Raw genomic sequence first — 21,981 nt, 5'->3', positions numbered from 1 at the left:
TTATCCTGCTATTTTTGCTTCTTTTTCTATAGTTGTTTTACGGCGGATTTTAAGTGCAACAATGCCGTATATGATTTCTGACCAATAGATGAAACAGTTAGTTAAGGATGAACCAATGACTCAATCGAAACACGGAAAGATTATGAAAAATGCATTCAGGCTCAGTACTCTCACCATTTCCTGTCTGCTTGCTTTCAATGCACACGCAGCGATGGATTGCAGCGCAATAGATGCATGGGACAGCAGTAAAGCGTATACAAGTGGCTCCCAAGTCCAGGAAGGCAATAAAGTCTACAAAGCAAACTGGTGGAGCAAAGGAAACAACCCGGCCACGCATTCAGGTCCTCATCAGGAATGGACTTTTGTTGATGACTGCGGCACAGGCGGTTCTAACCTGCCACCAACGGTTGATCTCAATCTCTCTGTTTCAACTGTTGATATCGGTGGCACTGTTACTTTCACTTCAACTGCGGCTGATAAAGATGGCAAAGTCGCTAAAGTTGACTTCCTTGTGAACGGTGCTCTGGTCGGCACTGCAGCTTCAGCGCCTTACACTCTAACCTATACTGCCTCTCAGGGCGGTACATTGAAAGTGGTAGCGCGCGCAACAGATGATAAGGGTGCAACCACAAGTTCAACAGCAGCCCTACTTACTGTTAACGGCGGAACAGTTGTTAAAAACTGTCGGCCTGACGGCCTGTATCAGACTGAAGGTGTAAACGTACCTTATTGTACGATTTACGATGAAGACGGTCGCGAAATCATGGGCGCAGATCACCCTCGCCGGGTCATTGGTTATTTCACTAGCTGGCGTGCAGGAGATGACCCTCAAAGTTCTTATCTGGTCAGTGATATTCCATGGGAGCAGCTTACCCACATAAACTACGCCTTTGTCAGCATCGGCGCTGACGGTAAGGTAAATATCGGTAATATCAATGATCCTAAAAACCCGGCAGTCGGCATGGAATGGAACGGTGTCGAAATCGACCCGGCACTAGGCTTTAAAGGACACTTCGGTGCCCTCGCAACCGCCAAAGCAAAACATGGCGTTAAGACGCTAATCTCAATCGGTGGCTGGGCTGAAACAGGTGGCCACTTTGGCGCTGATGGTAATCGCGTCGCTGATGGTGGTTTCTACACCATGACAACTAACGCCGATGGCAGCATTAACCATGCAGGCATTCAGAAATTCGTCGATTCTGCCGTCGAAATGATGCGTAAGTACAAGTTCGATGGTCTGGATATCGACTACGAATATCCAACCAGTATGTCTGGTGCCGGCAACCCGGACGACAAAGCTTTTGCCGAACCTCGCCGCCCTCACCTGATGAAGTCTTATCATGAACTGATGCGCGTACTGCGTGAAAAGCTTGACCATGCCAGTGCTCAGGATGGCATTCACTACATGCTGACAATCGCGGCTCCATCCTCCGGTTATCTGCTTCGTGGCATGGAAACCATGGATGTCACTAAGTACCTCGACTACGTCAATATTATGTCTTACGACCTGCATGGTGCATGGAACGAACACGTCGGCCATAACGCTGCGTTGTATGACACAGGTAAAGACTCTGAACTGGCAATGTGGAATGTTTACGGAACCCCTCAATATGGCGGTATCGGTTACCTGAACACTGACTGGGCTTACCACTACTTCCGCGGCTCAATGCCAGCAGGCCGTATCAACATCGGTGTTCCGTACTATACACGCGGCTGGCAAGGCGTCAGCGGTGGTGAAAACGGGCTGTGGGGTAAAGCTCCGCTACCTAACCAGTCTCAGTGTCCTCCAGGAACAGGTGAAGGTCAGAAGAATAACTGCGGCTTTGGTGCGATGGGTATCGACAACCTGTGGCACGATAAGAACGCTGCCGGAGATGAGATGGGAGCTGGTTCTAACCCAATGTGGCATGCTATGAACCTCGCTCAGGGTATTTACGGTAGCTATACTGCGGCTTATGGCCTGGATCCCGCCAAAGATCCACTGACCGGCACGTATGCTCGCCATTATGACAGCGTGGCCGTTGCACCATGGTTGTGGAATGCCGAGAAGAAAGTCTTCCTGTCAACTGAAGACAAAGAGTCAATCAATACCAAAGCTAGCTATGTCATCGACAAAGAGATCGGCGGCATCATGTTCTGGGAGCTGGCGGGGGACTATAACTGTTATGTTATGGATGCCAACGGCAACCGTACCACTGTCGATTTAACGGAGAAAGCCTGTCAATCCGGTAATGGTGAATACCATATGGGTAATACTATGACGAAGGCTATCTACGACAAATTTAAGTCGGCAACACCATACGGAAATAAAATTGCGACTGCAGCACTTCCAACCGAAGCACTTGATATCAAAGTCGCTGTCAGTGGCTTCAAAGTCGGTGATCAAAACTATCCAATCAATCCAAAACTCACCTTTACCAATAACACAGGTCAGACACTGCCTGGCGGTACGGAATTCCAGTTCGACATTCCTGTTTCAACCCCGGACAATGCTAAAGACCAGTCTGGTGCGGGGTTGAAAGTGATTGCATCAGGACATACCAAAGCCAATAACATTGGTGGACTTGACGGTGTGATGCATCGGGTGGCATTTACACTGCCTAACTGGAAGTCACTACCAGCAGGCGGCACTTATGAATTGGATATGGTTTACTACCTTCCAATCTCTGGCCCGGCTAACTACACAGTGAACGTCAATGGCAGAGACTATGCGCTGAAATTTGAACAACCGGATCTACCATTGGGTAATCTGCAGCAATAAGCAAAGCAGTGCCGGATAATTGCATTCGGCCAGCTCAATGCCAGCCCTAACTCAATATGGCGGGGCTGGCCATTGCGAAGCCTGTTTCCAAATAACCTCTACTTCTTACACTGAACTTTTACGTCCAAATAACTTCAACATGACCCAACAGAGCTGAGCTTAATCAAAATACCTGATTATCTATATGGTCTAATTTTAACCTCCATCGCTTTATCACAAATTTGTAACACCAACAAATCCTAATCATAATCTCTTACTGAAGCATTTTGCATTTATTAACTGCATGATAATTAAGTTCTTAAGTACCTAAGTTCAATAACTTCTACCACAACAATCCATCGCAATAAGAAACAGGTTTTACTTTTTTGACTTAAACAAGTGTTTGAGAGTAAAAAAATGCGATACTGTGCTCATTTTTTATCCAAACAGCAAAAAGTTTATTTTTTCATCATTTACTACTATTTTCTGCATCTTTTATATTTGATATCAATAAATTATACATATATAAAAACAGACTATCTTATATATGATCCACTTGTCTCATCCTTAATAGTCAATGTCAGAAAAAAGTAAATTTACGAATTAACGCACTGTAATTGAAATAAATTAGCAACCTCATCCTTAATTAAACTTTATTTTATTTTGCACTCACTAATATCCCCTGCTGTTTTTTGACACTATAAATTCACAACGTTTGTGGTAAAGTCACGACCTCATACTAATAAACCCAACAATAGAGTGTTCTACGACAACAATGAAGAAGGCGATCTTTTTATTCATCTGCGCACTTTGCACGTTACCTTTAAAGGCTCAGGCAAGTGATAGTCATGAAAATTCATATACTAAAATTGAAGATCATGATGTTCTTATTGATTACGTATATAAAGAAGCAAACTTGAAAGGAGTCATTGACTATCAGGTATTTAAAAAAGGCTACAACGCTTACTTTAAAACCCAATCAAGGAAAAAACAGCTACTGACGATTATTGACTACAGTAAGCCTTCAACTGAAAAGCGATTTTTTGTCATTGATTTGAAGCGCAATAAATTAATTTACAACACTTATGTATCACATGGTGTAAACAGCGGCGGCCGAGTCGCGACTCGTTTCTCAAACACGGTCAACTCGCGACAAACCTCTTTAGGGACATTTCTTACCGATACAACTTACTACGGTGGAAATGGCTATTCTCTGAAGCTTGACGGACTGACTCACGGCAAGAATGACAATGCTCGTCGCCGCTACATTGTTGTTCACGGTGCAGACTATGCGTCAGAAGCATTCATCAAGCGTAATGGCTATCTGGGCCGAAGCTGGGGATGTCCTGCTCTGCCACGCAGCCTTGCACGCGATATCATCGATACAATCAAAGGTGGAAGCGTCATCTTCGCTTATGCATGATTTCAACAATTGGAGGGCATTTATATCAATTAAATGTCCTCTGGCTGTTTTGCTTAAACTTTCCATCTCAGGTCTCCCCTCTCTAACCAGACATAAACAAACCACAATTTGGTTCAAACTATGCCTGCGTTGCTTTCAATGAAATCATTTCTTTCCGGCTCATCATATATCCGCACATAAACCAGAAAACCAACAGCAGTGAAGTTGATATTAAAGTAGCTAATTCCAGCTTAATAAAAGCTTAAGGAGCGACCAGTTTAAAAGCATTAAATCCCTACATTTTAAAATAATACTTAAAAATCAACTGATAATATTTCTAATTTTTAGTGTCAGCAACACCTAAATCCATAATAGTAACAACCGACATAAAACAACTCTCATACATTCACCCTCAGAACAAAAGAAAAAACCACAAATAATTCAAACCAAAAAATTAAATTACTTTTTAAATATCATCAGTCTATGATGAACTTTAACCTTTTTGTTTTCACATAAACAAATAAGTACCACAAAAAAATATTATTTCCACATACCATCTAGTGGTTGAGTTGTTATATTCAGCCAAACAATAGATGCAGTCATTTCAAGCGTGTTGTAGCAAAGGGGCTGCTTGCATTGCCCACTTGCTTAAATTAGACATGTCCTACCACGTCCGAAAGTACATAATAAATCAACTGATAAATATCGATAAACTTGGAACTGGCTATACAACTAGTTACAGCACTGACTATAGGAAGAAAAACAGCAACAACAAATGTCCGAGCATCATTGGTGGGTATACCGCACAATAAAACAAAAAATCCCTGCATGAGCAGGGATTTTTAAATGAGAAAGATAATTAAGCCAGCGCCTCTTCCGCTGATACGTATGGTAAATCCAGAGCAGTAGAAACTTCTTCGCAGGTAATCTTACCGCGATAAACGTTCAGACCATTAAGCAAATGCTTATCTTCTTGCAGTGCAGCTTTATAGCCTTTATCTGCCAGCTTCAGGATGTAAGGGAGTGTGACATTATTCAGTGCAAACGTTGAGGTTCGAGCCACTGCGCCAGGCATATTAGCAACACAGTAGTGAACAACATCATCAACAATATAAGTCGGCTCACTATGCGTAGTTGCATGTGATGTCTCAACACAGCCGCCCTGGTCAATTGCCACATCGACAATTGCTGAACCCGGCTTCATTTTCTTAATCATTTCAGCAGTTACCAGCTTAGGTGCAGCCGCACCAGCCACCAGCACACCACCAATAACCAAATCCGCTTCCAGTACGTGCTTTTCAATCGCATCTTTAGTGGAGAATACACATTGAACATCACCAGCAAATTGCGCATCTAGCTTACGAAGAACATCAATGTTGCGGTCCAGCACAACGACATTGGCACGCAATCCTATGGCCATTTGTGCAGCGTTGGCTCCCACTACACCACCACCGATGACGACCACTTTAGCTGGCTCAACCCCAGGGACGCCAGCCAATAGCATTCCTCGACCACCTTTGGATTTTTCAAGGGCAAAAGCACCAGCCTGAACAGACATACGACCAGCAACTTCAGACATAGGTGCCAATAGAGGCAAGCGACCAAAATCATCAGTTACTGTTTCGTAAGCAATACAAACAGCTTTACTGTTGATCAAATCAATCGTTTGTTCCGGGTCCGGAGCAAGGTGAAGATAAGTAAACAAGATCTGGCCTTCCCGAAGCATTGCACGCTCAACAGCCTGCGGCTCCTTAACCTTTACGATCATTTCAGATTCAGCGAATACATCTTCCGCTGTTGGCAGAATTTGAGCACCTGCATCAATGTAGTCCTGATCACTGAAACCGATACCGGCCCCTGCTTGGGTCTCAACATAAACGCGATGGCCATGCGCTACAGCTTCACTGACAGAAGCAGGCACCATACCTACACGGTATTCATGAACTTTGATTTCCTTCGGTACACCAATAATCATCTTCGTATCCTTGCTGCCTTCGTTAAAAGATATGTAAACAATAAATAAAAAAGTCTGAAATGTGCCACTAAATTTTAACCAAATGACAACAAATGAGTCTGGTATTTTCTACTGCTACAGCACAATTAACCGTTTTTGACTCAGCTCACACAAGAAAAATTCGCAATAAGCAAGATAACCAGTCTGGTTATCCACCATTAGAGGCAAAACTAGACTTAAATAGCATTTTTCAATGACATATCAGCATTAACCGCTATGACATATCGGTTAAAAACAATGAGTTAAGGGGCGTTTTAAGTGTTCAAGGCAGGATAAACAAGATCTTTTTTACATTTAGCAGCAGAAAAGTCTATCTGACAGAGTAACTTTCTTTTTCATCAATGATAACAATCGATACATTAATCAAACATCCACCAACTTGATGCATACAACAATAGAAATATACGGCACAAAAAAAGCCGCTTTCGCGGCTTTATTGATTAATAAATAAGGAGGTTATCCCTCATACTCCCACGGCATATCTGGGAGAGCATCCAAGTTTTCACTATAGCGCTTAAGATTAAATGTACCTTCATTTTTCACGACATCGAAAACTTCAACCGACAGTGCACAAGCAATCATCTGAATCGCTTCTTCTCGTGGCGTACCTGTCATCATCAAGCGCATCAGCGTCTCTTTCACTTTCAGCGGATTGCCTTCTGCCAGCTGGTTTTCTACTGTTTCCACCAGCATTTCACCGGTCATAATCTCTTCGTTTTGCATAATTCTGCCTTTAAGTCTTGCCTCAACCCAATGTTATATTGGATGGAAAGTATTGTACTTAGTTCTGTTCAGGGTTCAGTAAACCAGCCACCACCGGACGGGCATCCTGAATTGTTGAAAAATGATAGTCAGGAGTGATACGCCAGTCATTCTGAATATCATTAACTAAAACGACCTTCAAACCAGCTGACGATGCTGACTGTAAGCCCGTCAGGCTGTCTTCAATAGCAATTACTCGTGAAGAACAATAGCCCAGTGTCTTACAAGCCAGTTCATAGATATCCGGCTCAGGCTTATTATTCTCAACATCTTCACCACAAAAAACGTGATCAAACAATTCGAGCCAGCCATGACGCTGCAAAATACCTTCAACATAATCACGCGGAGCACCGGTCACAACTGCCAGTGGCAAGTTGCCATGGAACTCACGTAGCATCTCATCAACACCAACTTTTGCAGGGATTGTTCCTTTCATCAGAGCATCATGGGTAATGGCAACCATTTGCTCTAGAATCTCTTCAATGTCAGGCTTGAGGAAAAAGCGGCTTTTCAGATCCTGCGCAACTTTAATCCAGGTCACACCAGCGTAATCACGCAAAAATACCTCTGATGACATATCAACTTCATGATCAGCCAAATAATCTGACCAATTCTGTGCGTGGAACACCTCGGAATCGACCAAAGTTCCGTCAAAATCAAAACAAATTGCCTGCATACAGCTCTTTTTCCCACCGTTACCAACTGATAGATCCCGTAATGATAACAAGCAGATGTATATAACGTCGAAGCAATTTTCTAACAAACGGCGGGAGTGTATAAAAATGAGAGGGAGCCTGTAATATTGGCTCCCTCAATATGAAGAGAACAGCCTTAGAAAACCGGTACTTCCGAGTGCCGATAAGACTGAGATAAATAAGTCAGGCACTGGTCAAACGGCAGTGGCTTACTGAAGTAAAAGCCCTGAACATACTTACATTGTAGTTTTTGTAATATATGCAGCTGAGCTTCGGTTTCTACCCCTTCAGCTATCACCTTAATCCCCAGCTTATGACTGAGATCGATAATCAAAGACACCAGTGTCAGGCTGTCTTGGCTACGACAAATTTCTTTTATAAATCCACGGTCAATCTTGATAATGTCCGGCCGTAAATCGACCACTGCACTTAATGACGAGTAGCCGGTCCCGAAATCATCAAGTGCGACCTGCATCTGACGTTTTTTGAAAAAACCCAATAAGCTTTGGATATCACTACTTTCTTTCGATGCTGTCGATTCAGTGATCTCGATAATAATGGACTTATCTGGCAGCCCGTATTGTTGGGTAATTTCCCAAATAGCCGGATCATCACTGTGATTAATGAACTCTTTTACCGAGCGGTTGATCGAAAAACTGACATTGGTATAACCAGCATCATGAAGCGCTTTAAGATCACGACAAGCCTGATGCAGAACGAATGAACCAACTGGCTTAATCAAACCATATTTTTCGGCAATTGGAATAAAACGACTCGGAGGAATGTCACCATAAACTGCATCTTTCCAGCGGACCAGGGCTTCAAACTTATTCACCAGCCCTGTCTGCGCATGGACAATCGGCTGATAGTAAACGGTCAGGGAACCTTCAGCGATAGCATTTTTAAGCCTGTCACGCAGCTTCAGTTTTTGGATGTATTCAGACTGAAGTTTACCGTCATACTCGCATACACCGTTACGTCCCTGCCCTTTCATATAGTACATTGCATAATCGGCATTCTTCAGCAAAGCATGGTGCGTCAAGCCACTCTCAGGGAAGGCGGAAATACCGATGCTTACCGTGGTATTAACCACAGCACCATCAATTTCCAAAGGCTGTGAAATAACAGAGACAATCTCCTGAGCTTTTTCTCGTGCATCAGCCGCGGTCAGGTTCGGCAAGAGAATACAGAATTCATCGCCACCATAGCGGCAAATATTATCTTTTTCCTCAAACAATGCTTTCAACCGATCGGCGATCTGAGTCAGTAACCTGTCACCAAAGTCGTGACCATACAGGTCGTTAACCGATTTAAAATCATCCATATCAATAAACAGCAAAGAGAAAACTGAATTTTTCTTCTGCACCATATTGATATGCTGTTCAACCCTGTGAACAAAGCTGCGACGGTTAACCAATCCGGTTAACGGATCATAGAAGGCAAAGAAGGTCAGCTGCTCTTCAACCTGCTTCCAGTGACTAATATCCCTGAATACAGCGACATAGTTGACGATTTCATCATTGCTGTCGCGGATGACATTGATCGACATCTCTTCCGGGTACATTTCGCCATTTTTTCGCTTGTTCCAGACTTCTCCTTTCCAGTGCCCTTTAGTCTCAAGGCTGTACCATAGCGAATTATAATATTCTTGATCATGGATACCGGAAGAAAGAACTTTCGGCGTCAGGCCCAGCAGCTCTTTTTCACGATAACCAGTGGTTTGCTCAAACGCCCGATTGACCGAAATAATGCGATTATGTTTGTCGGTAATAAGAATACATTCAGAGGTATTATCAAAAACCACTTGTGCGCGGTTAAGCTGACGTTTAGCCTCCACGCTGTTCGTTATGTCGCGCTGAATGCCAGCCACACGAGCTGGTTTTCCGTCAGCGTTCTTGGCAATAATATTACCCTTCAGCTTAAACCACCGCTCCTCTGGTTTTGCGTTACCGTTTTGCTGTTGCGGATTTAAACGAAATTCAAACTGGAATACCCGATTCTGGTTTTGCTCGATGAAGTTATGGAAAAAGTTCATTCCTTCAATACGATCTTCAGGATGAATACACTCTATCCAGTCTGAGAAGTCATTTCCCCGACAAGGCTTTTCCCGATCAAGAATGTTCCAGAATTTGGGTGAGGTGAAAAACTCTCCGGTCACCAAATCGTATTCCCAGATCCCTTCTTCGACAGAATTAAAGGTGGTGTTCAGCTTATTAGATGCTCGGGTCAACTTGGCTGAAATCTGGTAGACATCGGTAACATCATGGACAGTTCCCCGCATTTGAAGCGGTTTACCATTTTTATCACGGGTAACATCTGCCCGTTTCCGTAAGTATTTGACTGAGCCGTCTGACATCAATGCACGGTGGACAAGATTGTATGTCACGTCGTCAGATTCAATAGAACCATAGAGTGATGACAGAACCCAGTCTCTGTCTTCTGGATGGATCAGCTCAGATAGAAAGTCGATGGATGGAGTAATTGAAGCGTCATCAATACCATAAATTCGATAGACCTCCTGACTCCATGTAATAATGTCAGTCGTTAAATCCCAATACCAACTGCCTACCTTGGCGACCCGCTGCCCTTCTTCAAGCTCCCATAACAGCTTTTCTTGCTTAGACTTTAATGCAGAAAATTTCAGCTCAACGCCAAGTAAATGGCAGAGCTTGTCATACCATTGTTGCGCTTGTTGTGAATGCTCGTAAGGCTTGTCAAATAAACATGCAACGATACCAACAGGCTCTTCACCATGACCGAATACGGGTAAACCAACATACGCTTCTGCAGAGGTACTCTGTAGCGTTGCAGCATTAGGAAAAAGCGTTTTCACACCATGGGAAAAGAAACAAAACTGGCTTTTTTCTTTTATCAGCTCACATGGTGAACCTGATAACGGATAAGTAAAATTCTCTTTCTTTTCGCCATTTTCACGGTAAGACAAAGTGTGGGCATAGCGGGAAGATTCGTCAAAATAAGCGACAAAACATTGCGTCGCCGACAGGTACTCAGACAGGATATTAGTGATTTCATCAAACAACTGGGTTCCATGGAGGTTCTGTAATGCTCGTTCTATTGTTTTTTTCATCACTTCTTTGACAGCCCTCATAAACATTGCGCCAGAGAGCATTCTTCCTGTTTTTATATGCAAAGCGGTGTGGACTTTACAGCATGAAGATTGTCAAGAAAAGTTAACAAGCCTTATTGACTAAAGCGTGTTCTGAAAAGGTTGACAGAAATCACTAAAAAGTCACCCGCGGTGATAAATTATGCGTATATAGAATAATTTACAGGCCGATATGAAGTAAAGCAGTAATAACAGGGTGCTATTACTGCTTATCAATGAATCACTCAGCTTACAGCCTGAGCTTTAGAGTGGACAGGAAGACGAATAGAAATAATTGTGGTGATCAGAAGGAAAGCAAAAGAAACCCAAAGGCAAGCGGTCAATCCGGCGATTTGATAAATCCATCCCGAAAGAATTGTACCAATCAGACGTCCCATAGCATTCGCCATGTAATAAAAACCAACATCCAGTGATACGCCATCATCTTTTGCATAACTAACGATCAGATAAGAGTGCAGTGACGAATTCACCGCAAAAACGGCACCAAAAATCATTAAACCAACAACAATAGTAATTTCTGGCTGTATTTCACTTTGCACACCCAAAGCGACAAGTGCCGTAATTGCCGAAAGCAACCCAGCCCATGCCAGTGCAGCTCTGCCATCGGGAACCACGCCCTTCGCCTTACCGGTTATTCTTGGTGCAATCCCCTGAACAAAACCATATGCGATGACCCAAAGAGCTAAGAAGCCACCAACCCAGGTATGATCCCAACCAAAGACTTGGCCCAGATAGATTGGTAAGGCAACAACAAACCAGACATCACGGGCCCCGAACAAAAACATTCGGGCCGCCGATAATATATTGATACTGCCACTCTTCGAAAAAAGATGGGTAAACTTCACTTTCTTTTTCGCTTTTCCCATGCCCTTTTCAAGCCAGACTAAACTCATTACCAGAACAACAGTCAGCACTGTTGCCATAGCAATCACCGCTCCTTTAAAACCAATTGTTGCCAGCAGAAAGCCACCGACAAAGAACCCTGCCCCTTTCAAAGCATTTTTAGAGCCGGTCAAAATGGCGATCCATTTATAAAGTGCGCCTTGCTGGTCTCCGGGAACGAGGGTTTTAATGGCACTCTTGGCACTCATCTTATTCAGGTCTTTCGCAATACCGGATAATGCCTGTGCCAACATAACCCAGGGTACTGTCAGATATGCAGAAGGCACCGCCAACATTAGCAGCGCAAGTATCTGCATTCCCAGACCGAGATTCATTGTTCTGTTCAAACCAAGTTTTGCGCCCAGCCACCCACCAACCAAATTGGTAACGACACCGAAAAATTCATAGAACAAAAACAGTGATGCGATCTGCAGCGGAGAATAACCCAACTGGTGGAAATGCAATACCACCAGCATGCGCAGTGCACCATCTGTTACTGTGAAGTTCCAGTAGTTAAAGGTCACCAACATATATTGGCGAACATCTTTCGACAGTGCAGAAAAAGCGGCAATCATGTAAAACTCTCTTTAATCGTCGTATTTCTTGAATCTGTTAGTTTCGCCTGACAAACAACAACGTCAGTAAGCCAGACGAAACGCAACTCTAAGTGGTCTGGGTTATGCTGACCCAACTTTTCGGATAAGTTCTGCCGTACGGGTCGCGTAACCCATCTCATTGTCATACCAAGCATAAACTTTAACCATACGGTCATTCACCACCATAGTCGACATCGCATCGACCACAGTTGAACGCTGGTCGCCTTTGTAATCAATAGATACCAATGGTCGCTCTTCGTACCCCAGGACACCAGCCAACTCACCTTCAGCAGCTTCTTTTAGCAAAGCGTTAACTTCTTCAGCAGTCGTATCACGGCTGACATCGAAAATAATGTCGGTCAGCGAAGCATTCGCCAGAGGCACTCTAACAGCGTGGCCATTAATCTTACCTTTGAGTTCAGGGAAGATTTCAACAATAGCTGTTGCAGAACCTGTTGTGGTAGGAATCAGGCTCATACCACAGGCACGGGCACGGCGCAGATCTTTGTGTGGCGCATCCAGAATCGTCTGAGTGTTGGTGAGATCATGAATAGTAGTGAATGAAGACTGCTCAATACCCAGCTTTTCGTGAATCACTTTGACGACTGGAGCAATACAGTTAGTGGTACAAGAAGCCGCTGTCACAATGCGGTGTTTCTCGGCATCAAAGAGATTGTCGTTCACACCAACAACAACGTTCAACACACCTTCTTCTTTGACAGGAGCCGAAACGACAACACGCTTTACCCCCTGATCAAGATATTTTTGCAACAGTGCTGTTTTACGGTGAACGCCTGTCGCTTCAAGAACAACGTCACAACCGGACCAGTCAACAGCATCAATATCTCGTTCCTGAGTACATAGAATTTCACGGTCACCAATGCTAATCGTCTTTTCAGTCGATTTAACTTCGTGATGCCAGCGTCCCTGCACTGAATCAAATTCCAACAAATGAGCAAGAGTTCGGGCATCACCGGCAACATCATTTATCTGAACAAATTCAATTTCTGGCCAGTCATACGCAGCTCGTAATGCAAGACGACCAATACGACCAAAACCATTGATTCCAACTTTAACAGCCATCGTTACTTCCTTCTTCAACCTTACTACAAACACTATAGCCAATATATACGCAAAACCGTATATATGATTTACCATATATACTATCGAGTTCAAAAAACTGTTGCCACATCTTTCTGATATTTTTTGTTCAACTATTCATTTCTCAGTTTTCAGGTACAAAAAAACCCTCACACCAAAGCGTGAAGGTTTCAATGAATCGACAAAAGAAATTTTGATTAAGCCATTGAATCTAAATAGCGTTATCAAACTGGCGAATATAATTCACATGTACTTCGCGACTGAATGCGCCTGGTCGTAATTCTCTGATTTGTTCAATCGCAGAATCCAGCGGAACGCCACGGTCCAACATCAAACGTGCAGCAATCAAACCAGTACGACCCGAGCCCCCCATACAATGCACAACTAATGCGTCACCATTGTCCAACATCGCCTGAGCAGCTTTATTTGCTTCAGGCCAGTTAGTATCAAACACCTCACCCGGAGCACAATCATCTTCAATTGGCAGGTGGAACCACTTAAGACCTAATTCATCACACTTATCTGCCAATTTCTGCAAACCGTCATCAGGCAAATCACCTGGCTCAAGAGCAGTGAGCACAGCAGCAGCTCCGGCATCTTTTAGTTGCTGCAGTGATGCATGTAAATCAGCGTCTTTTGTTCCCGGACATGGCGTCAGCAGCAATTTAGCGCCACCATCAAGTGGCAGGGTCCAGAATGGATGCGGTTGCGTCATAGTCATTTTCCTGTGTATCAGATTAAAAATTACGTTTGGAGATCAAGGCTATTACACCAACACTTGATGTTGGCTAAAACCGGGTTTCTTCCTGTCAGTCAACTGGCTGATTTTCAGCTTTTCTTCATTAATCATTCCCGGGTTACCGTTTCTGACCGTAGCCAAGGTATGGCGAACCCAGACAGGCAAGGCATCGGACAAACGGTAAAAGACCCACAAACCTTCACGCTGATCCTGCAACACTCCACCATCACGCAGCAAAGCCAAATGACGTGAAACCTTGGGCTGACTAACTTCCAGGACTTTAGTTAAATCACCGACCGTGAGGGCTTTTTCATCCTCAATCAGCATTAGAATCCTCAACCTGAGCGGATCGCTCATAATCTTGAACAGCTCTACCGGGCCCAGAACATCAGACGGTTCTTCACCGTTTAACATAAGGAACAGGGCTATTCGTGATTTAAGTCCATCAAAAGTATCTCTGAAACCCTGAGCACCTTCGTGAGGCTTAGGGTCTTTAAAATCCCAGTGAATAAGGGCATCGGAGTCTGAAAACAACGCACATTCATTGCTGGCTTTATCACACAGCGTGATCACCACATCGAAATGCTGATTTTCGAGATCAAGCGCCGACTGGCTGTGCAGGTTATCTGAATTTATCCCATGTTCTTCCAACACCTGATAAACGCGAGGATCAACCTCTTCCGGCTTCATGCCCGCACTTTGAACGTCGAAGCTTTCTCCGGCCATATGTCGCATCAGAGCTTCAGCTAACTGCGAGCGGGCAGAGTTTCCCGTGCAAAGAAAAAGGATTCGTTTTTTTACGCTGTCCACGGAATCAACCTCAACAGTTAGTACATTCGTTTGTTCATATATATCAAAAATCAGATGTACATCAAGCAAAGATTGTTCACTAACCGTCGATTACTTTATCGTAGACATGAAAACGCCCCGAAAAACGGGGCGTTAAAAGATCTGACTATGAATTATAATCAGGCATTATCAACGGTGTTACTGAGCACCCATTGCTCCAAAATACCTGTTACCTGAGGATGAGTGAGCAAATCAAGGTGGTTAATACCAACCCCAACCCACTTGTTTTCTTCGGGATAATTCAAAGCTTGTTGCTCCTTGGTCGATTCTCCCAATGCACTGGATACCGGCACTAAACCGTCCCCTAACCTAAGGTTCTTATCGTCATTGAGATTATGGCCAAGACAACTGGCAATGGCATAACACATCACCCCATCAGGCAACATAGCTCTTTCCAACAGCTGTTCTTCGCTTTCTGACAGCGTATTCCAGTCATTATGGCGAATATATCCCTGACTGAGGTCTTTAGTGCCGCTACTGCGAATTTCAGATAGCTTGTTCAGCATTTTCAGATATGGCGCTTCCCCGACTCTGTTATCAATCCAGCAAGCAAGCTGCGCCAATGGAGCGCCGTTATGCGGAGTACCAAGAGTTACGAAGGTTCTCAGCACTGATAACCATTCATGTTGGTGCTGCTGCCCGAAATAACAAGCACTGCGAGTTACCAGCCCCCCCATACTGTGACCGATAATCACCAGCTCCCTTACCTCACACGGCCACGCAGATATCAGTTGCTCCAGCATCTGCGCAAATGATTCACCATTGTGCGAAATGTGCTGTCCGGTGTTATAACGAAGATAAATCGGGGTATAGCCGTATTTACCAAGACTGCGCCCGTGATCGTGTTCTTTCCATTTCCACTGGACATCGTTCATGCACCAGCCATGAACACAAAGAACAATCCTTTCTGTACACCGGGTTAACTGCTGGCTTAATATTTCAGGCTCCAGGTTCAACGTCTGCATTTGATCACGGAAAACCATCTCTTGCACAAAACGACTATTACGCTGTACCAGATAGTCCCCTATCAGGCCATTCAGTGTCGCGACCACTGCCTCACTCTGACCAGGCGGCAAACCATGTTCAATAAAATCACAGAGCTTTTCCTTCGCTACAACCCGATTTTCTGCCACCTTTGAAGACAACTCCCCCATAAGGGACTGGAACTTCTGACTTAGGTTATTCCTGGAAATCATACATCAACCTTATTTAAGCCATTTTCAATTTCCATCATTGATTAGCATGAAAATTAAATCAAGTGAATAAAGGTATGAGATGGAGGGATTTATTATTTTATGTGCGATAAAACAGAGTGAGTAATAAGAGGCTGGTAATGAGTTAATTAAAACAATAAGGAAAGCTTCGTAATTATGGCACTCAATTTTAGAAAATGCACTCTAACTTTTAATATATTATTAAAAACAATTCAGGCCGATAAATCAGCCTGAATCATTCATCACATATATTACGAAATACTTGCAGTTACTTCTTCACTCTTTACCGACTTTTTTAAATAATCTTCCAAGATCATATCTGAAGCTTTTTCAGCAATCATGATTGTCGGTGCATTGGTATTACCGCCAACCAGTGTCGGCATTATTGATGCGTCTACAACACGTAAACCAGTAACACCTCTAACTTTGAGGCGTGGATCCACAACAGCCTTTTCATCTATACCCATTTTACAGGTACCCACCGGATGATAAATGGATTCAGCCTTACGGCGAATAAAGGCTTCCAGCTGTTCATCAGTCTGAATATCCTCACCCGGATAAACTTCCTTCCCTCGGAAGCGGTCAAAAGCTTGTTGTTTCAGAATCTCACGCGACAACTTCACCGCTTTCACCATGACGTTGATATCTTCTTCACTTTCAAGGTAATTAGCTTTGATTATCGGCGGACTCACGGGATCACGGTCACGTAAAGTCAGCTGTCCTCGACTCTTAGGGCGAAGATTACAGGCATGAAGTGAATAGCCGTGACGAATTGTCTTCCACAGGTTAAGCCCGTGATTATCAAGAAAACATGGAGAAAAATGGAACTGTACGTCCGGTGCAGCCTGGTCCGGTGAGGTTTTTGCAAAACCACCAGCCTCTGCAATATTACTGGTAAAGTTGCCTTTGCGGAAAAGGATATAGTCGACAATCCCTTTCAGAGATCTGAGCAGTGCGACCGGTGAAAACCCAACCGAATAGAAGGTTCTTTCTCGTGTTACCGCCAACACATCAAGGTGGTCCTGCAAGTTTTCTCCAACCCCTGGCAGGTCACATAAAACAGGAATATCATGTTGATTGAGCTGTTCTTTTCCACCAATCCCCGAGAGCATCAAAAGCTGAGGACTATTGATTGCGCCACCACTGAGAAGCACTTCACTGCTACATTCTAATGTGTGCGTCTTTCCGCCTTTACGATATTCAATCCCCTTAGCTCTGGTGCCATCAAACAGAACCTTAGTAGTCAGAGCATCGGTAATCACAGTCAGGTTATCACGCTTCTCAGCAGGCCTGATAAAGGCCACAGCCGCACTACAGCGCTGTCCATTCTTCTGGGTAACCTGGTAGTAGCCTATACCCTCTTGCTCCTCACCATTGAAGTCCTGAACGTGTTTATGGCCTGCTTGTTTGCCCGCTTTGATGAAAGCTTCCGATAGCGGATTTCTTATCCTTAAATCAGAGACATGGAGAGGGCCATCACCGCCGTGGTAATCATCACCTCCTCTTTCCTGACACTGAGATTTCTTAAAGTAAGGCAAGACATCCTGATAGCTCCAGCCTTCATTCCCCAGCGCAGCCCATTCGTCATAATCACAAGCATGTCCGCGAATATAGCACATTGCATTAGATGCACTACTTCCCCCCAGTGTTTTACCCCGGGGCCAGAATAGTTTTCGGTTATTTAAATGGGGTTCTTTTTCAGTGTAATAACGCCAATTCATTTTTTTTGAATGCATCATGCCAATAATACCAAGTGGCACATGAATCATTACACTTGAATCTTTTGGTCCGGCTTCAACCAAACACACTTTAATTTCCGGATTTGAAGACAACCTGTTTGCAAGTACACATCCCGCTGAGCCTGCCCCCACAATTATGAAATCGTACATAACATCCTCTCATGTTAATTGTGTTTTTTGCCAGCCAACTTATTTACAACCCAGTCATTTAATTTATTTATATACACCCTTTCAAATAATAGATTATTTTTATCTAAATTAAATTTATTTCCCTGAAAATAATGAGGAATAGCGATTTAAATTAAATAAAAAGGTGATCTGGCTAATAATTTTCACTTTTAAATAAAGACAACAACTCTGACCAGTGTAACGTATATTGCCGTAAGGAATATGAAAATTGTTGTAGATACATTAAGGAGAGAGAATGGCGTACTTTTTGACTGGTGGTACGGGCTTTTTGGGCCGGAACCTTATCACCCGTTTGTTAAAACGTGAGGGCGAAATCTATGTGCTTTGTCACGATCAGATCGCACGTGATGCCCTGGCAGCCTATCAGGAAGAACACAATGTTCCGAAAGGCCGTTTAAACGTAATTCAGGGTAACCTGACGGAAGAACGTCTGGGGTTATCTGAATCAGATATTGCGACCCTGAGGGGTAAGATTTCTCACTTCTTCCATCTTGCAGCTATCTACGATTTGAAAGCTACAGCTGAGATTCAAGAAGCAGTAAACATCGCCGGTACACAAAATGCCGTTGATGCTGCTGCAGCTCTGGAGGCAGGCTGTCTGCACCACATCAGCTCAATTGCTTCGGCCGGTCTGTACGAAGGCCACTTCCGTGAAGATATGTTTGAAGAAGCAGAGCATCTGGAGCACCCGTACTTCTCAACCAAGCACCTGTCAGAAAAAGTCGTTCGGGAAAAATGTACCGTCCCATTCCGCATCTACCGCCCAGGTATGGTTGTTGGTGACTCTAAAACAGGTATCGCAGACCGTGTTGACGGCCCTTACTACTTCTTCAAACTTATTCAGCGCATTCGTGAAGTATTGCCTGCATGGGTACCAACTATCGGCCTTGAAGGCGGCTTCCTGAACATAGTACCGGTTGACTATGTGACTGACGCACTGGATCACATCGCTCACAAAGATGGTTTGGACAGCAACTGTTTCCACCTGACAGATCCTAAGCCATACCGTTCTGGTGAAGTACTGAATATTTTTGCCGAAGCTGGCCACGCTCCTCGCATGGCAGTCCGCTTCGATACCAAGTTATTTAGCTTTATTCCGAACCAGGTTCGCAATGCCATTCTTTCACTTCCTACCGTCAAGCAAATTGCAGACGTTACCTTGAAAGATCTTGGCATTCCGTCTTCTGCATTGCAGTTTTTCTCTTATCCGACAGAGTTTGACTGCCGTGAAACTCAGAAAGCGCTGAAAGGTTCTGGCATCGAATGTCCTCGTCTGACTTCTTATGCGCCAGCTATCTGGGACTACTGGGAACGTACACTAGACCCTCAGATCTCAGGTGATCGCAGCCTGAATGCTCGTATTAAAGACAAGATGATTCTGATCACAGGTGCAAGCTCCGGTATCGGCCAGGCAACAGCCTACAAGCTGGCAGAGAACAACGCTGAGTTGATTCTGGTTGCCCGTGACGAAGAAAAACTGGCGAACACCAAGCTGGAAGTTGAAAAGCGCGGCGGTATCGCTCACACTTACCAGTGTGACCTTTCTAACATCGAAGATATCGAGAAATTGTCAGCAGAAGTGCTGGAAAACCACGGTAAAGTCGACATTCTGATCAACAACGCTGGTCGCTCTATCCGCCGCTCTATCGCTAACTCGATTGACCGTTTCCACGACTTCCAGCGCACCATGCAGCTGAACTATTTCGGCGCACTGAAGCTGACTCTGAATCTGCTTCCATCTATGGAAGAAAACGGTGGTGGCCATGTCATTAACATCTCATCTATCGGTGTTTTGACCAACGCGCCACGTTTCTCAGCCTATGTTGCTTCAAAAGCAGCACTGGATGCATTTACCCGTTGTGCAGCATCTGAATACTCAGATGTGAACGTTAACTTTACTACCATCAATATGCCGCTGGTGAAAACGCCAATGATCGCACCGACTAAGATTTACCAGTCAGTGCCAACATTAACACCGGACGAAGCAGCGGATATGGTGGCAACCGCTATCATTGATAAGCCTAAGCGCATTGCAACTAACTTGGGTATCTTTGGCCAGTTAGTTCATGCCCTATTCCCTAAACTGGCTGAAATTATCATGAATAGCTCATTCCGAATGTTCCCGGATTCGAAGGAAAGCGAACAAGGGAAAGAAGCAAGAAGCAAAGAAAAAGCCTCTTCGGCAGAACTTATTGCTCTCTCTGCACTGCTGAAAGGCGTTCATTTATAAGAAAAACGAACACTTAAGTGTTTTAGGAAAATTAATTTAAGGAAAAAATCATGGCTGATCTAAAAGCAACTTTTGAACAAGCTCAAGTAGACGTTAAAAAACTGACTCAACGCCCTTCTAATGACGAATTGCTGGCTCTTTACTCTCTCTACAAGCAAGCGACTGAAGGTGATGTTCACGGTAAACGTCCTGGCATGTTTGATTTCAAAGGCGCTGCTAAGTACGAAGCATGGGAAGGCCTGAAAGGCATGGATGCAGAAACTGCAATGCAGAAGTATGTAGCTAAAGTTGAAGAACTGACTAAAGCTTACGCTTAATCAGTCAACTTCTGACTAGAAAGGCCGCATTTGCGGCCTTTTTTAGTAACTGGTAATTTTAAGTATCACACCAAATTAATACCTGCGCTAAAACAGATTCAGCCTTTACATACCATTCATCACCGTACTGCGAAATGCAGCCACATCGTCAATGCCGTCATAAGTTACACTATGCGCGTTCATTACATAATCAAATGCTGCATGGAACTTTGATTTCCCCGGCTCTGATTTACCTGCAATGTGATCCTCAATACTTCCTGAAATAATGACTCCATTCCATTGAGTTGCACCTGTGCTATACACATTTGCATAACCGGTACAAGACGTTGACTTTTCATCAATAGGGTTAACCATTTCATGGTTATCAATTGCTTTTTGATGATCGGTTTTACAGCTTTTTTCAATCAGCTTCATCGTTTTAAAGACTTCCCAAAAGTCCTGTACAGAAGCGCCCTGAGTTTGCAGGTAACGAAGCGCCATATTATAAGCTCCGTATTCAGTGCTCTTATCTGATAACCGCATCATTACACCTTCCTGCAACCCATCGTGCGTTACCTGAGTAGGTGTCATACCTGTTTGTGATATAAATGTATTCAGAGAAGCAGTATTAACTGTTTCGTTGGTTGAGAGAAAGGTAGCAACAGCTTCAGCAAACCAAACATGAGCATCATTTAACCCTGTTGGACCAATAAATCGCGCCTGATAAGTATGTTTTAGTTCATGCTTAACCAGTTTATCCAAATTCGAACCTGAACGGTCAGGGCCGATAACAAAGCCAAGTTCGTTGCCTGCACCATTAGCTCCTTCACTTGCAATAACACAGACTTCCAAAGGCTTAGAATAGCTGACACCAAGATCAGACCATGCATCCCAACTAAATTGGGCTAAATCATTTTCAAAAGTATTCTGGGCAACACGTGCTATTTCTTGCATCTTTGCATCACTGACAGAGCCTTTCGAGCCAATGATGAAATGATCAGTACGAAACTTAGAATTGGTGTTGTAACAGTGGCTGGCCGGATTCATTGCAGTGTTATCAGTTCGTACCGAAATATTCGGATAAAGATTACCAGGAGCGGATGTCCCGCTATTATTTCCACCACTCCCGCCACCACCACAGCCATACAGTTGAACAGAAGATAATAAGCACAAACATAAAACGGCTGTATTCGAGCGCATAATTTCCCTAATTAATAGAATATCAATAAGAAAAATGGATGCTAGAGGTTTAGACAAGTTCAAATTATGACTTGAATCAAAAATGCAACATTTATATTGGTTAAGTTCAAATATTAGAGTTTGAATAACTAGTAAATTTCTATCGAGGTTATTTTTTCAACCAAGGAGAAAGATAAAAATGGGGTTAATAAATGACAGTTACGTAT

Annotated in this window: 14 protein-coding genes and 1 pseudogene; 4 read left to right on the top strand and 11 right to left on the bottom strand. The window is 43.8% G+C overall.

Annotated features, from left to right (window positions below):
• Positions 1-115: 115 nt before the first annotated feature.
• Both AACQ93_RS06905 and AACQ93_RS06900 read left to right on the top strand, forming a co-directional pair.
• Positions 116-2,752 (top strand): annotated as a pseudogene (locus AACQ93_RS06905) (chitinase C-terminal domain-containing protein); the annotation flags it as partial.
• A 763-nt stretch (positions 2,753-3,515) separates the two neighbouring features.
• A complete protein-coding gene (locus AACQ93_RS06900) occupies positions 3,516-4,163 on the top strand; it encodes a murein L,D-transpeptidase catalytic domain family protein (RefSeq protein ID WP_007462395.1) in 648 nt (215 codons plus the stop codon).
• 838 nt (positions 4,164-5,001) lie between these two features.
• Here the strand turns inward: AACQ93_RS06900 and ald are convergent.
• From ald to AACQ93_RS06850, 10 genes are all read right to left on the bottom strand, one after another.
• Positions 5,002-6,117 (bottom strand): alanine dehydrogenase, encoded by a 1,116-nt coding sequence (gene ald, locus AACQ93_RS06895; RefSeq protein ID WP_064603159.1) that lies wholly within the window; start codon positions 6,115-6,117, stop codon positions 5,002-5,004.
• A gap of 495 nt (positions 6,118-6,612) precedes the next feature.
• A complete protein-coding gene (locus AACQ93_RS06890) occupies positions 6,613-6,879 on the bottom strand; it encodes a hypothetical protein (protein WP_064603156.1) in 267 nt (88 codons plus the stop codon).
• Between the two features lie 58 nt (positions 6,880-6,937).
• Entirely contained in the window at positions 6,938-7,594 is a 657-nt protein-coding gene (locus AACQ93_RS06885; protein WP_064603153.1) for an HAD family hydrolase, read from the bottom strand.
• Positions 7,595-7,749: 155 nt separating this feature from the next.
• On the bottom strand, positions 7,750-10,701 hold the full coding sequence (locus AACQ93_RS06880; RefSeq protein ID WP_198160100.1) for a bifunctional diguanylate cyclase/phosphodiesterase: 2,952 nt from the start codon (positions 10,699-10,701) through the stop codon (positions 7,750-7,752).
• A 263-nt stretch (positions 10,702-10,964) separates the two neighbouring features.
• Positions 10,965-12,197: an organoarsenical effux MFS transporter ArsJ gene (arsJ, locus tag AACQ93_RS06875; protein ID WP_064603147.1), complete on the bottom strand. Its 1,233-nt coding sequence runs from the start codon at positions 12,195-12,197 to the stop codon at positions 10,965-10,967.
• A 102-nt stretch (positions 12,198-12,299) separates the two neighbouring features.
• Positions 12,300-13,301, bottom strand: a complete 1,002-nt coding sequence (locus AACQ93_RS06870) for an ArsJ-associated glyceraldehyde-3-phosphate dehydrogenase (protein WP_064603144.1) — start codon at positions 13,299-13,301, stop codon at positions 12,300-12,302.
• A gap of 229 nt (positions 13,302-13,530) precedes the next feature.
• Complete coding sequence (locus AACQ93_RS06865) at positions 13,531-14,034, bottom strand: phosphatase domain-containing putative toxin (protein ID WP_064603142.1); 504 nt, start codon at positions 14,032-14,034, stop codon at positions 13,531-13,533.
• A 51-nt stretch (positions 14,035-14,085) separates the two neighbouring features.
• On the bottom strand, positions 14,086-14,868 hold the full coding sequence (locus tag AACQ93_RS06860) for a metalloregulator ArsR/SmtB family transcription factor (RefSeq protein WP_064606551.1): 783 nt from the start codon (positions 14,866-14,868) through the stop codon (positions 14,086-14,088).
• Positions 14,869-15,026: 158 nt separating this feature from the next.
• Positions 15,027-16,103, bottom strand: coding sequence for a PGAP1-like alpha/beta domain-containing protein (locus AACQ93_RS06855; protein ID WP_064603139.1), 1,077 nt, complete (start codon positions 16,101-16,103; stop codon positions 15,027-15,029).
• A gap of 269 nt (positions 16,104-16,372) precedes the next feature.
• Positions 16,373-18,010 (bottom strand): GMC family oxidoreductase, encoded by a 1,638-nt coding sequence (locus AACQ93_RS06850; protein WP_064603130.1) that lies wholly within the window; start codon positions 18,008-18,010, stop codon positions 16,373-16,375.
• 274 nt (positions 18,011-18,284) lie between these two features.
• Here AACQ93_RS06850 and AACQ93_RS06845 point away from each other — a divergent pair, with 274 nt between their 5' ends.
• Together AACQ93_RS06845 and AACQ93_RS06840 are read left to right on the top strand one after the other, a co-directional pair.
• The gene (locus AACQ93_RS06845; RefSeq protein WP_064603127.1) at positions 18,285-20,279 is read left to right on the top strand and encodes an SDR family oxidoreductase; all 1,995 of its coding nucleotides are present in this window, start codon (positions 18,285-18,287) and stop codon (positions 20,277-20,279) included.
• A gap of 50 nt (positions 20,280-20,329) precedes the next feature.
• Positions 20,330-20,596 (top strand): acyl-CoA-binding protein, encoded by a 267-nt coding sequence (locus AACQ93_RS06840; RefSeq protein WP_007462369.1) that lies wholly within the window; start codon positions 20,330-20,332, stop codon positions 20,594-20,596.
• Positions 20,597-20,701: 105 nt separating this feature from the next.
• Here AACQ93_RS06840 and AACQ93_RS06835 read toward each other — a convergent pair whose 3' ends face one another.
• Entirely contained in the window at positions 20,702-21,832 is a 1,131-nt protein-coding gene (locus AACQ93_RS06835; protein ID WP_157097521.1) for a hypothetical protein, read from the bottom strand.
• Positions 21,833-21,981: the final 149 nt, after the last annotated feature.

This window comes from Photobacterium sp. J15, from assembly GCF_963870815.1.
Classification (GTDB): domain Bacteria; phylum Pseudomonadota; class Gammaproteobacteria; order Enterobacterales; family Vibrionaceae; genus Photobacterium; species Photobacterium marinum.
Note: the sequence above shows the minus strand (reverse complement) of the source record. Positions and strands in the feature narration are given on the sequence as shown.